Origin of the sequence: Candidatus Paracaedibacter symbiosus (genome assembly GCF_000757605.1) — a bacterium.
Taxonomy (GTDB): Bacteria; Pseudomonadota; Alphaproteobacteria; order Paracaedibacterales; family Paracaedibacteraceae; genus Paracaedibacter_A; species Paracaedibacter_A symbiosus.
Map to the genome: position 1 here is coordinate 531290 of NZ_JQAK01000001.1, position 13877 is coordinate 545166.

Consider the following 13877-nt stretch of genomic DNA (forward strand, 5'->3'; position numbering starts at 1 on the left):
TGCAAAGAGCTTTAGCACCAAAGCAATCTCTTCAAAAATAACAAGGAAATCCCCTCGGACTATCCCCTCTCTCGCAATGACCAAGATGCAAGAAAAAACAACACTTCTTATATGGAAATTATTTCACCTAACGTTATAGGTAACCGCTCAATAATATCGGATGCAAGCAAAGAATGTGCTTTCACTTCTAAAACGTAGTCATCAGCTACTTTTCCTGCAAGGTACATTCCGGCAATGGCAGCTTGTTCTGGTGATCCGATTTGGGCTAAAAGGCCAGCGATAATACCAGAGAGGACATCCCCACATCCTGCAGTTGAAGCGGCAACATTCCCTGTTGGATTTTCAAAACACTCCCCATTTGGCAAATAAATCATGGCAGGAAATCCTTTGAGCACAATGGTACAGTTCCATTTCATTGCAAGTTTCGCTATATCATGGCTTGAAATATAGCCAAAAACATCTAACAAATGCTCAAACTCTCCGGCATGGGGCGTGAGAATCCATTGACGCTGCGCCTGCTCAATAATGAATTTTTCTCCAAAAGAAGCTAATGCATATAAAGCATCTGCATCTAGTACACACGGTTTTCTGGTATGGAGCAAGCATTCTTTAATATAGTGAAATGTTTCCTCACCCCTACCCATCCCACAACCAATCAATACCGCTTTTGAACGTTCTTGGGCGCTATCGAATTGCTCAAACGCTGAAGCATGAGTCAGCTGTCCTTGATGTTCTTTTAATTGCCAAACAATAATATCAGGATAGAAAGCACTCGTAACATGCTGTATTGATTCAGGAATTAAAGCAATGACACCGCCAGCGCCCACCCGTGCTGCAGCATGGGCGGCGAGTCTCACACATCCCGGAAATTGCAGTGATCCAGCCACAACAGTGACATACCCATTGGTGAACTTGTGCGTATCTTTTAAACGTTTAGGAAAGCAGTCTTGAATCTGCCTTGTTGATAGTTCAAGCTTTTGCATCTATTTCCCCATTATTAGAATTTTACCCCAAACCACTAGATCTACTCGACAAAGGTGGTATACATCTCATCCAATACTCCTGGATAATGGATTCTCACCCACTCAGACCATTTACGTATTCCATAACCATCTTTGCTGTGCAGATAAGTATAAAAGCGATCAATAAATTGAATCCGCTCAACACTAAGCGACCACTTCCAGCTTTGTTTCCCCACTTTATTTACTGATTTCGCCAAATCTACTCCATAAATCAAGGTTTGACGTTTAATAAACTCCCTCTTAGGTAGATTGGGATTCTTCACCATATCATACATTGCCATGAAAGTTGTCGTCCGACCTTTGCCACCTCGACATTTAAAATGCAGCCAAGTCCCCGAATCAAGCCCTTCAACAAACTCCAAAAATTGGTCCACATCATTATTATCAGGCATAAAGTGATCCGTCACCGGGATTCGCACATATTGAATCCCTAATCTTGTACTCAATTCCCACTCAGTTAAGGCTGATTTCACCGTCAATAATTTTGGTGTTTTATTACTTGGCATTCCATCATCTCCTTTAGTAACTTTATAAATCACTACGTGAGAGAGACTCCGCAACCAGTTGATTCGTTGGTTATCAGAGTCAAGAATAGTAGCTGTTGATTTATTACGGTGCAAAGTCAAGGGACCATAATAAAATGTGATGGCATCACCATTGATAAAGCCATGTGGTTCTTCTCGCAGATCAACAATAATGATTTTTTCCGGTTTTATGTGGTGCATTTTGGTAAGGTATTTAACAAGTTCTTCTAGTTGATTTTCAGAAAACTGACCACTCCCCGACATTCTTAAATCATAAAATCCCTTAAAATTAACTTCATTATGGCGAGCTGGTGTTAGTGTCAAGAAACGTGGACTGCGAAAGTGGGCTGGAAGGGTTTGACTATTGGCAGCATCTAAAATAATATCATAAGGCGCCAACATATAATTATTACGGTGAGGTATCGCGTTCCACCCTAAAACATAGCAAGGGTCATAAGCCACCTGAGCCTGGCTATGAGTTATAAAAACACTGGCAAGAAATAGCACATACTTAATCATTAAAATCGCTTTCACCTTTAAAAAGGGCTTTGCATATAAATTAAAATAGACGATAAAGTTCTTGAAACGTTATTTTTTTATTTATACGGTTATTTAATGCAAAATACCAAGAAACATATCTCCTCTTCTAAAATTATTATAAGTTGCTTTGCCGGCAACCTTTTAGAATGGTATGAATTTGCTATTTTTGGCTTTTTAACGCCTTATATTAGCCAATTATTTTTTCCATCTGACAATCCAACAACCTCACTTCTCTTGACTTATGGTATCTTTGCCACGGGCTTTGTAATGCGCCCTCTTGGCGCCATTATTGCCGGCCACATTGGCGATCTCTATGGCCGAAAGTTCAGTCTTGTCCTCTCTCTTCTTATGATGACAATTCCAACTACTGCCATAGGTTTACTGCCAACTTTTAACCAAATTGGTATTTATGCTCCGTTTCTAATCTTGTGCTGCCGGTTAATTCAAGGAATTTCTTTAGGGGGGGAGTTTAGCGGTTCCATCATTTATCTGATTGAAAATGCGCCACCACAACGGCGAGGGTTTTTTGGTTCTTGGGCTGATATGGGAAGTTCGATGGGGATGATTTTAGCAACACTGACCTCTCTTGCACTTACTTTTGCTCTTGATAAACAACAAATTCTCGACTGGGGATGGCGTCTCCCCTTTTTACTTGGCATAATTTTTGGAATCTTAGGTTTAGTGATGCGACGTAAACTTGCCGAAACGCCTGAATTTCTAGCAAGCACAACACCTCTCATTAAAAGTCCGATTCGCGAAGCCATTCTTAAAGACCCGCTTAAATTTCTTTTGTCGATTACATTTCTCGCCATCAATGCGACAGGGTACTACCTCTTGGTAATTTATCTGCCGCAACAGGCCACCTCTGAAAGTTCACTCTATCTCTCTTTTGTCAGTCTGATTTTGATGATGCCAGCAACTTTTATTGGAGCTACTCTTTCTGATAAGATTGGCCAATATAAAATGCTATTATTTGGTATTTGCGCCAGTATGTTGACGATTATTCCTGCAGTTTATGCTACTTATTATCTGCCATCGATTTGGATTTTTATTTATCACGGCCTATTTTCCATCAGTCTTGGCCTTTGCTTTGGCCCTCGATCGTCTTTTATAGTTCAACTTTACCCCGTACCCTATCGATGTAGTGGTGTTGCTATTTCTTACAATATCGCCAACGCCGTTTTTGGCGGCACTGCCCCATTAATGGCAATGTTGATGGTTGAACTCACAGGCTCAAAACTGAGCCCAGGATTTTTAATCTTGGCCATGGCGTTGCTGTCACTTATTTCTACCATTATGCTGAATCGCTATCGCCTTGCAGTAATATTTGGGGAAGCTTCTCTCAAAAAATCAGCATGATTTGATCGTTATAATAAAGTAAAAGGTCCCTCAGCATTGCCATTAATAAACTGAACAACATAGGGGTTATCAGTTGTTTCAAGTTCATCCAAAGTTCCAACCCAAATCATCTTGCCTTGGAAAAGCAAACCAACTCGGTCAGCAATACAACGCAAACTATTAAGATCATGGGTGATCGTAATAGCGCTCGCGCCTAAATGACGCACACACTTGATGATGAGATTGTTGATGCTGCCACTAACAATGGGGTCAAGTCCTGTGGTTGGTTCATCAAAAAAGATAACATCCGGCTTACAAGCAATAGCTCTCGCCAAAGAAACCCGCTTTTGCATACCACCTGAAAGTTCTGCCGGATAAACATCAGCAATTGCGGCATCAAGGTTGACTTCGCTCAATAGCTCAATAGCAATCTCTTTCGCCTCTTTGCGACCGACTTTCTTTTGATGCATTAACCCAAAAGAAATATTTTGCCACACAGGTAAGCTGTCGAAGAGAGCCCCGCCTTGAAACAACATTCCAAACTTAGCTAGCATGGCTTGTCGGTCGCGCCGGTTAAGAGTATTTATATCAATCCCATTAATCAAAATATGTCCTGAATCTGGCTGTAACAAACCCAAAATACATTTAATCAGCACTGATTTCCCAGTCCCAGAACCACCAATAAGACAAAAAGATTCACCAGGCATTAGATCAAGGTCAATATGATCTAATACAATTTTTGAGCCAAAACTCTTAGAGAGACCACGCACTTGTATTTTGGGTATCATAACTTTTTCCTAGATTCTGTATAGCTATTCATCGATTAAACAGAATCGCCGTTAGAGCATAGTTCATGCACAAAATTAAAATGGAGGAACCAACAACTGCATTCGTTGTCGCCCGCCCAACTCCTTCAGCACCCCGCTCTGAATTGTAGCCGTGATAACATCCCATTAAAGAGATAATCAGCCCAAAAGCTGCCGCCTTAATCAAGCCTGAGGTCACATCCTGAAACTCAAGATACTGCACCGTTTTTTGTAGATAGTTACCTGGATTAAAACCGAGCTGATAAACACCAACTAAGTAGCCTCCAAAAACACCAATAACATCCGCAACGAGAACTAAAAGTGGCATCATTAAGACACCGGCAATCAATCGCGGCACCACCAAATACTGCATGGGATTTGTCGAAAGTGTCGTCAGCGCATCGATTTGTTCAGTTACTCGCATTGTGCCAATTTCAGCAGCCATAGCCGCCCCAACTCGACCTGCCACCATCAAGCCTGCAAGCACAGGGCCAAGCTCACGCACCATCGACAACACAACCACAGTTGCCACTGCTCCTTCAGCTGAAAAACGAGAAAATCCGGTGTAGCTTTGCAGTGCGAGCACCATCCCTGTAAAAATTGCCGTCAATCCTACAACAGGTAAGGAAAAATAGCCAATTTTAATCAACTGAATCCCAATTTGCTGCCAATACCAGGGAGGCTGAAAAAGTCGGGTAATTGCCTCAATAAAAAACAACCCTAATCGGCCAGAACTTTGGATAAAGGCAATGACAATTTTTCCAATTGCGCTTAAAAATATCACGGCTATCTGCTTCTCTTATTAGATTCTGTAAATTTATTCATTATACATTCATTATGATGAAAAATGCGATTTTATACCACTAAGATATGCGTAGTTTCAATCATGATAAGTATAAATACGTTGAAATCTTTTCCCAAGTCCCAAAAGCATTCCATAGGGGACAGTTCCTGCCTTTTGTGCTATTTTCTCAACAGTGATGCCTTGACCAATTGCTTGCACCCATGCACCGTTATGAACGAAGGATTCTAGTATATGTGTCACATCGACAGTCATCAGATCCGCTGATTGTGGGTGTTATAATTATTAGTAAATGAGGCAATAACTCATTTTGAACCTTATCCTATCATCAAAAAAATTACTATACCCAAAATACTTGAAATAAGAGGATTATAACCAGCAGATAGGAGAAAAAACCGACATCTTGCGGTTACTCAATTTTTATCACCATAATTACTGACCTCCACTTGCAGAAGCATCTGCAGGTTTATCCTCTTTTTTTGTCTCCTCTTTCTTTTCCGGTTCTGAAGTTGGTTCGGGAACTGGATCTTCAGGTTGTGTGACTGGTTCAATTTCCTCAACCGATCCATTCACCAACACCGGCTCATTAGCCTTATTCAATACTGCCTCGGTTAGTTCAGGTGCCGCCTCTGGAAAGTCTGGCATCTGCATTGGCTTACCAGACTTTGTTCCTTTGCTGGGGCTTAACAAAGTGATCGTATTGTAAACAACCGTACGATCGACTGGACTATTCGGAATACTGAACTTCAGCACATAGGGGAATGGATCCGTCACCGGGCTATAGTCCATGGAAGGCGCACGTTGTTTGCGTAACATCCACAACAATGACCACCGACCTGCATAGCTAAATTTAGCCATCCCATCCTCAACCGCCATGACGGGTGCCTGCGCTGGATCCATATAAGGTTGTGTTTGCGACACATTTGGCCAATGAAGTCCCAGTACAAACTCATCACCGAAAATCCATTTACCATTACGACTCTTGTCATGATTAGTAATTTGGGTTTGGTCATTAGGCATGACCCACCAATCAATAATCAAGTTCCCTTTAACTTCACGACCTCGATTGACGCGGAAATTAACAGTAAAATCAAAAGCAGGAAGATCGGCGGGATTCTTAGAGTTGAGATAGGTATCAAAGAATTGTTTTACCTTTTCCATTGCCTCCAGGAAACTATAAGCGTTACGGGAATCGGAACCTAACTGGTAAACTTGATCCAGAATCACTTTGGGCGCATCGCCAGCATCTTTATAGAGTTTGAAAAACTCTTTAATGTCATCAGGTTCGGCCTCAGGCGTATTATTGGCGGCTTTTAAAATGAATGGGAATTTGTGTTTCAAGTTATCATTAAAGAAGCTTGAGAGCTTTTGGTAGCCCTGGATGGCTTTGTTTCGCTGCAATACTTCACACCGCGCCAAAATCCCACGTTTTAAGGCAATACCCTGGTTGGTAAAGAAATCTCCTGAAGCACGTTTGACTTGGTCAAGTTGAATAGATTTAAAACACTTTGCCAAATCCATATTTATGAGATCCGTTGAAATGGTTGTTTCAAGGATACCTAAAGTATTGTCAGGTCTCTTATTCTCATAGACCTTAACTTCATCTAAAATGCGACGCCATTTATTGAGAAGCATGATATTGCCATTAAATTCTTTCATCACTGGAGTACTCAGGAAGTTAACCATTGGCTCAGCGTAGTTTAAGGCAAGATTGCGCAAAATATGGCGCTGCTGTTCAAGAAAAGATTTAAGATCTTCAGCGTCTTTGACATTAAATCCGTCAAGCATAGGAGAAGAGATTCCATCCCACCAATTAAAACTATCGTCCTTGACCCTGTACAGTTTATACCCTACAAGCAACTGATCCACTTGATCCAGCAGACGCGAAGAAAGGGTGCCGAGCATGGTCCGCAACTCCACAAAACCTGTGCCAATTCCTCCCTCACTCATCACTTCTAGCAATTTGGCAAATTTGGGAGAGATTTCGCGGACATCTGAAATTTTATTGCGCAAAGTTTCTTCGGCCGCCACAGTTCCCGGAATATCTTGAGGAATAGGTGACAGCATTTGCGCTTTGGCCACAAGGGAAGTGATATTTTCTTGCAAGTTTTTACGCGCAATTTGTTTTAATGTCTCCCGCACCACTGGTGGGAAATTAGCGAGATCTTTTTCTAAGAAGGCTTCGTATTTTTTAATCTCATCAGCCGCAGCATCGATAAGTTTAGGATTCCAGAAAACCACCTGATTTAGAGGAATATCAGTAATTATTTGTTCACCAGATGGTTTATTCATAAACTGTTGTGTGAACAGCACGGCTAAGCTTTTCTCAAGCGCTGTTAAGCCATCGGAAGGATAAACAGGTTTATCCGCAGATCCTATTGCTGCACCTGGATCTAATAAAACTGAATTTAGTTGGCGCATAAATGCTTGGAACTTACCAAATGCAACCGCTGTGTTTGTCGCAAAACCATCAACCATTTCAGGGCCAAACATGGAGAATTGACTCACCTCAGTCATTGTGTCAGAAAACCCTGCTCCTGGGTCGAAATAAGCTCCATCAATCCAATTGCTGCCGGACTTGCCAAGTGTTGACATGGAGGTATTAAGGTCTTTGGAGATCTTACGTAAATAATCTAATTCAGGGAGAGAATCTGCCCGATTATGGCCAAACTCATTTAAGATATAATTAACCTTGCCTATAATGGAGTTTAGATCACTCGTGGATAATAGATTTTGTAAAAAGTGGTCATAAAGAATGACAAGCGTTTCTCGTGCTGCCCCTTGATAAGGTTTTAAATCAATCTTTGGATAAGGAATTTCTTTCAACACCCGACGAAAACGTGAGTAATTTTCGATAAACTCTCCTGGCAATTCAACCCCTAAAGTATAGGCTGCCAAATCCCTAATCAAAGACGGGTCGCTGCTTTCCTGCAGACGATTATATTTATCCACATTATCTGATAGTTCAATAAATCGCTCAACAAATCCCTTGAATAACTGAAATTCAATAGTTGCGGTGGGTTGCAGCTGAACCGCTAATGAATCAGTCACATCCTTTGGACCAGGGCGTACCGTCAACAGATCGCGCGACTTCACCAATAAGTCGACATAAATAGTTCTCAAGATAATCTGGTCAAAGGAAACTTTCAGCGCTGTGCGTAAATTGTCGCGAACCGGACTAACCCACGACGACGGCATGAAAAAAGAGAAAAAACTCGCCTGCTCGATATTATTCATCATATCCAAAAGTTGACGTGCTTGCTGGTCAAAAAGACGAGAAGTTGCCATACTTTCATCAAGGCGAGATTCGGGTATTTTATAAAGCGTGCTGTTGATTTTCCCCAATGCCGGCAAAAGATAGTCGCGGCCTTTACTCATCCGATCATAGGCATTCATCAATCCAATGGTACTGAGGCCCACAAACCCAATCATTCCGACTTTAGCATAATTGAGGTTGCGGTTCATAGAAATCAGACGATGATGAATTGGCTGAGCGAGCCCTGTTTCTTTAAAGACTTTTTCATTCAGCACATCATTAAAGAAAAAAATTCGTTCATTTGATTTGCCGAGGTGCGCCGGATCAACCTCAAGATCTCCTACCTGCAGCTTAATAATTGGCGTGCCATCTTCTGTAACAGCATCGGGGGTATTTTGTGGTGTTGTCACCTCTTCTTCTGATTGGTGGGGCGTGGTGTTTAGTTGGCTAAAATCAATATTAATGCCACTGTCGCCAGCCAAATAAACCCCTCTTAAAACCAAAGATTCATCATAAGAATTCACTTTGAAAATTTGAGCAAGATAGGTTGTCAGCGGTGTAATTAAATGGGAGAGTTCATAAGGAAAAATAAAAACACCATCGCGCGTTTCAGGTGATGCTCCTTCTGCCAACACTTCCATACGCAAATGATGTAATTGATTTTGCAAATGGCCAAAAGCCTCATCAATCCACACGGGCATAAATGCCGTTCCGGGATGGTAGGGCGACGACCAACCTAATATATTATGACGATTTTTTGGCGGTATCGACTGACATAAGCTTTGAAACCCCGGCAGCACATCACACTTAGTTAACACCACATAAACGGGTAGACGCAGGCTCAACATATTTTGAGTAGCGGAGAGCTTTTGCGCCATAAATTTGGCTCGATCTTTAATCTCTTCCATGGTCAGTTTACCTGCTCCATAAAGATCTGAGACGGGAATAGTTAGTAAAATTCCGTCAATAGGACGACGCGCCCGGTAGCGACTGAGCAAAGATAAAACAGTTCGCCATCCTTTTTCATCAGCTTTTAAACCCGTTTCGGAGATGAAATAGTTGCCATTTACATCCAATACAATGCCATGATTTAAAAACCACCATTTAATACCTGGATGTGGATCATCGACGCCAAAATCTGGCTGACCCAATGGATAAACGAGCTCTGACTTACCCATCAATGTTGTTTTACCTGACTTTTCCGGACCAATCATCAGATACCACGGCATAAAATATTTAAAGTTAACGGTATCCAAACGTTGGCGTAACAAATCCAAGGCCCGTAAGAAAGTTAAGCTAATATCCCCTATCTGAAAGTAGCCTCGCATCGAAAGAATTTCCGAAACTCGCCCCCAATGGCGTGGCATTTTGTCTTCCGGCGGTCTTGTCGCCCGTGGGGATTCCTCTTTCTTAGGAAGCGTTTTCTTCTGCAAAGCATGTTTGAATGAGGTCGAGGTCAGCACCACCACCAAAATCATGGTGATAATGGCAATGATGAACATGGCAATGAGAATGTGCGGCAAGTAGGTTGTGATACTATCAATCAGTGAAGAAATTGAGTTCATGATATACCTAACTTTTGTGCCTGGGATAAAATTTGTCCAATAACGCCATCAAGATCACGCACGACATTATACCAAACCATCGAGGCAACAAATAAAAATACAAAAAGAATAACCCCAAAGGCCATGAACCAAGTTCGGAGGTCGGGCAATCCCTTACTAGATGCCGCCGTGACATTATATTCATACAGAGCCGGAATTAATCGCTCGCGTCCCGGATGATAAAGAGTAACACCATGCCGATTTACCATGGCGTAAAGCTGTTGACGATACCACACAATTTTGCCAGCATCATTTTCTCCCCGATACCGACCACGGAATCCAAGGGAAAGCGCCATCAAATAAATCATCGCCAAATCATTTCGCACCGCATCATTGGCCTCAATCAAAGAATCTAACTTTTTATAAAGCTGCTCTCCAGCCACTTGCGTATGAAACACTTGAGCTTCGATTAAATTATTTTCCCAACGCTTTTGACCCGGCCAAGTAAAAGATAAAAATACTTCATCTACTAGAGAAACCATCACATAAAGAGCTTCCTGAAAATGGCTAATAGCAAATTCACCCACCTGGTTTTGGGCGTTTAGAGAAAAACGCTCAAACAGTTGGCGAAATTTGGTCTGAATTCGATCAGTGATCCCCTCAATTTCGGCTTTTCTGTCATCGCCTTCAATCGACAAATTGAGAGCATCAAGAGTCCTAAATGCTTTTTCTTTCTGAATCAAAACTTCACGATAAAACTCTTGAAAGTTTTGCATTAAAAACGTCGAAGAAGCAGGCAAAATATCCATTAATAATTTTCCTCAGAATTAACCGAACCAACCTTTTGCTGTTCTGGAGATGAAGAGGCATGCCTTGATATAATGTCTTTATGCTTAATGTAGAAGACAATTTCTGTGGGTCGTTTTTCCATAGAATCTGCCGGATTCACAATGATCAAACGTTCACCGCGCGTGATAAACTGGGCCTCGGCGTCGATTTGGAAAATAAGCACCCCACGCCCTGGCATCAAATCATACAACTCCTGATCTGTCACAGCTTCACGATGCGCCCCCGTGATCCGACGGATTCGTGCTGATTCAAAGTGAGATTCGGTCGTGATGATAGCATCGCGCATCCAATCAGATAATTCGCCTTCTGACATTGCTGCAGGTGCCTTTAATCCCACAAGGAGTTGCGGCGTCACAATTTCTGGCTGGATTTTAATAGTAAATAGTCGATCACGCTGAGCAAAGAGAAGGATGCTATATGCCTTTTCAAGGCTATCGATAACAATATTAACCCAATCAAACAGGGACTGAAAGGTGGTAAGCAAATCATTATGATTATAGGATGGGAAAATAGGCGGAATTTGCCCCAGCCTTAAGGTTGAGACATAACCTGCAACCTGGCATAAGGCTTGATACAATTGAAATGGATGCGCTACATCGGACAACAATAATGGTTCAATCACTGGTAAAGATTGTACTAAAGGACGCATTTGTGATGTTGTCTCGCCAATCAGCGGGGTTCCAAGCTGGGCCTGCCATTTTTCAGATAGATAGGCGGATTTTTCACGCAAACGCCTGACAACGATACCACAGCGTTCTCCCAGCATACTTACTTGTGGAACCCGAAAGCATGGTGGCACATAAGGCTGCAGGATAAAAGATTCATCAACATAACCAACTTTGGCAATCGGAAAAGACGTATAGCGTGCCGGCGGCGCATCACTGACCATTAAAGACACACGAGGCAGCAGACGTGGAATCTGAATAACATTATCATTGGCATTATCGTCCGTTACACTCTCGCCTTCTATAGCCTCAAAGCGTGGCATTTCACTGCGCACTGGTGAGAAACCCTCAGTGTATTCAGGCACAACCACATAAACAGTCGCTCCCATATCCATAATTTTTTGCTTGGAGAGGTTAAGATCCAGCTGCAACTGCGCCGCATCAGGTTTAGAAATATGTGTCACCACCAAACCATCTGGCATGATGGCTTGTAAATTCAAAACCCGCAGCAAGCCTGTTGGCAAAGTCACTGGATCAAACTCTAAATTGATAACGCCCCAATGATGGGCTGACAAATGACTCACCTGAATCGACTGCAGTTGATGCCAACGCAATTCTTGCTGCTGGAAATGCTGTGGTGATAGCAGCATTCCTTCATACCACTGAATTGCCGGCACAATGCGATGCTGCGTCACCATTAAAAAACCTCTTAAAAAAATTTTTTAAAAATTTACCATTTGCTAACAGTATGCGAAGATTATGGCAAAGACACAAGAGGTTAAACCGAAAAATTTATTGGAGAGAAAAAATGGGGCAACTTGTTGTTAATAATGGACTGTGTAGCTGCTCTATGGGGACCGCCCCTTGTGCGCTGGTTTTCTTGCCCATTCATATGGCAAGTGGTAGCAAACAACCTGCTGCTAATATTATGGATTTTATCCCTTATTTAAACGTTTCAGGATTTGCGATGTGCAATAGTATGGCTAATCCCGCCGTTGCCGCGGCAACAGCTGCTAAATTTGGTGCCTTTACTCCCGCTGCCTGTATCCCAACACTTCCAGCACCTTGGGCACCTGGTGCAATAAAAACCACAATCGGAAAATTCCCCGCACTTGATAGTTCTTCCGTATTAACCTGCGCTTATGGCGGCGTTATCAGTATTACTTATGCTGGTGAAGCTACTATTACCGTCAGTTAGATCCTGTGTAGCGAATATACTCAATGATGATGTTGAAATATTTTGAACTGAAAGTGATGCCAAATTTCGATGAGCTAGTTCCTCTAACTTGAGAAATTTGGCCCCCCAACCCTCGGGTCTTTTGAACCTAAAAGGATAAACCATGGTTACCAATTACGATCGTCAATCAATGGGCAATTTAAAAACCTTATTAGGCCCTCTCTCTGCCGACAATCCTACGGGTAAAAATCTTTATTATGAGACGATTTATGATCAAATAAAAGAAGCCAGACGGGAGGATGACCCCACCCTCTCTCAAGGCGTTTGGCAGGTCGCATTCAAAAAAGCTGATTGGCCTATGGTTGAAAAGCTTTGTTGTCAGGCTTTGACAAGTCAAACCAAAGATCTTCAAATTGCGAGCTGGTTAGCTGAAGCCTGGATTACCATGGACCAGTTAGATGGCTTTATTAAGGGAACTGCCTTATTGCAAGGACTCTGTGAATCTTACTGGGAGTCAATTTTTCCTGAACTTCAAGAGGGTGATAATGAACGTCGATTACATCTACTAGAGTGGCTCGATAGCGCTTGGAAGAATCGCTTAGTGACCTTTCCTATTATTGAAAACCCCCTTAATTCTTCCTCCATCAGCCTTGCCGATTGGATGCACGCAACCCGGCTAGATACAGTGTCGAAACGCTCACCAGATCGCCAAAAAATGTTAAAACAAGCTGAGTTACATAATGAATTGACTTTAGAGCGCATCCAGCAAATTTTAGAAGTGTGTTCGAAGGAATTATTAGAGAACCTTAATCTTGGCACAGCAAAAGCGTTTAAAGCTTATGATGACTTTAAAAAATCGCTAGATACTCTCTTAAAAGATGAGTCACGCCCAGCAATGAATGAAGTTGTCGATACATTAAAAGAATTGCAACGCTTTATGAAAACAGGTCTTGACCTAGCTGCCAGTCCAATAGAACCAATAGCTACTGAGCAGGAAATAATACCGTCTATCCCCTTTGCTATTCCTGAAACTACAGTAAATCAAAATGAAACAGCTGTCTCTGCGACCTCTATCCCGCAAACAAGGTCGGACGCCTACAAGATGGTCGGCGATATCGGTGATTTTCTCCAAGGTATTGAACAACATAGTCCGGCCCCTGCGCTTTTAAAGAGAATTGCTGCCTGGGAAAATAAAAATATTTCCGACATTTTTAAAGATTTTGGCGATACTCCCGAAGATTGGAGCGCGTTTGCCAAATTTATTGGATCAGGTCCCGCTGCAAAGTAGAAGACCAAAAGGCGACTTTTTAACAGATAATTTACTAAAATATTATACTGTTTAATAAAGGAGATA

The 13877-nt window shown here is 42.1% G+C and carries 11 protein-coding genes; 3 read left to right on the plus strand and 8 right to left on the minus strand.

Annotated elements, in window-relative coordinates; translation table 11 throughout:
• Nucleotides 1–107: 107 nt before the first annotated feature.
• Nucleotides 108–983: an NAD(P)H-hydrate dehydratase gene (locus tag IG80_RS0102520; protein ID WP_032112452.1), complete on the minus strand. Its 876-nt coding sequence runs from the start codon at nucleotides 981–983 to the stop codon at nucleotides 108–110.
• 41 nt (nucleotides 984–1024) lie between these two features.
• Nucleotides 1025–2065 (minus strand): phosphatase domain-containing putative toxin, encoded by a 1041-nt coding sequence (locus IG80_RS0102525; protein WP_032112453.1) that lies wholly within the window; start codon nucleotides 2063–2065, stop codon nucleotides 1025–1027.
• 96 nt (nucleotides 2066–2161) lie between these two features.
• Here IG80_RS0102525 and IG80_RS0102530 point away from each other — a divergent pair, with 96 nt between their 5' ends.
• Nucleotides 2162–3445 carry an MFS transporter gene (locus IG80_RS0102530; RefSeq protein WP_032112454.1) on the plus strand — a complete coding sequence of 428 codons (1284 nt, stop codon included), beginning with the start codon at nucleotides 2162–2164 and terminating at the stop codon, nucleotides 3443–3445.
• 8 nt (nucleotides 3446–3453) lie between these two features.
• Here the strand turns inward: IG80_RS0102530 and IG80_RS0102535 are convergent, their stop codons facing one another.
• From IG80_RS0102535 to tssK, 6 genes are all read right to left on the minus strand, one after another.
• Entirely contained in the window at nucleotides 3454–4212 is a 759-nt protein-coding gene (locus IG80_RS0102535) for an ABC transporter ATP-binding protein (RefSeq protein WP_032112455.1), read from the minus strand.
• A gap of 28 nt (nucleotides 4213–4240) precedes the next feature.
• Nucleotides 4241–5014 (minus strand): MlaE family ABC transporter permease, encoded by a 774-nt coding sequence (locus tag IG80_RS0102540; protein ID WP_032112456.1) that lies wholly within the window; start codon nucleotides 5012–5014, stop codon nucleotides 4241–4243.
• Nucleotides 5015–5110: 96 nt separating this feature from the next.
• Nucleotides 5111–5287, minus strand: coding sequence for an alanine racemase C-terminal domain-containing protein (locus tag IG80_RS13790; RefSeq protein WP_084756063.1), 177 nt, complete (start codon nucleotides 5285–5287; stop codon nucleotides 5111–5113).
• A 177-nt stretch (nucleotides 5288–5464) separates the two neighbouring features.
• Nucleotides 5465–9853, minus strand: coding sequence for a type VI secretion protein IcmF/TssM N-terminal domain-containing protein (locus tag IG80_RS0102545; protein ID WP_032112457.1), 4389 nt, complete (start codon nucleotides 9851–9853; stop codon nucleotides 5465–5467).
• Entirely contained in the window at nucleotides 9850–10641 is a 792-nt protein-coding gene (locus tag IG80_RS0102550) for a DotU family type IV/VI secretion system protein (RefSeq protein WP_032112458.1), read from the minus strand. The genes IG80_RS0102545 and IG80_RS0102550 overlap by 4 nt, the downstream gene beginning before the upstream one ends.
• Nucleotides 10641–12044 carry a type VI secretion system baseplate subunit TssK gene (gene tssK / locus IG80_RS0102555; RefSeq protein ID WP_032112459.1) on the minus strand — a complete coding sequence of 468 codons (1404 nt, stop codon included), beginning with the start codon at nucleotides 12042–12044 and terminating at the stop codon, nucleotides 10641–10643. The genes IG80_RS0102550 and tssK overlap by 1 nt, the downstream gene beginning before the upstream one ends.
• 110 nt (nucleotides 12045–12154) lie before the next feature.
• Between tssK and IG80_RS0102560 the strand changes: the two genes are divergently transcribed.
• Together IG80_RS0102560 and tssA are read left to right on the plus strand one after the other, a co-directional pair.
• The gene (locus IG80_RS0102560) at nucleotides 12155–12544 is read left to right on the plus strand and encodes a DUF4280 domain-containing protein (protein WP_032112460.1); all 390 of its coding nucleotides are present in this window, start codon (nucleotides 12155–12157) and stop codon (nucleotides 12542–12544) included.
• A 142-nt stretch (nucleotides 12545–12686) separates the two neighbouring features.
• Nucleotides 12687–13811 (plus strand): type VI secretion system protein TssA, encoded by a 1125-nt coding sequence (gene tssA, locus IG80_RS0102565; protein ID WP_032112461.1) that lies wholly within the window; start codon nucleotides 12687–12689, stop codon nucleotides 13809–13811.
• Nucleotides 13812–13877: the final 66 nt, after the last annotated feature.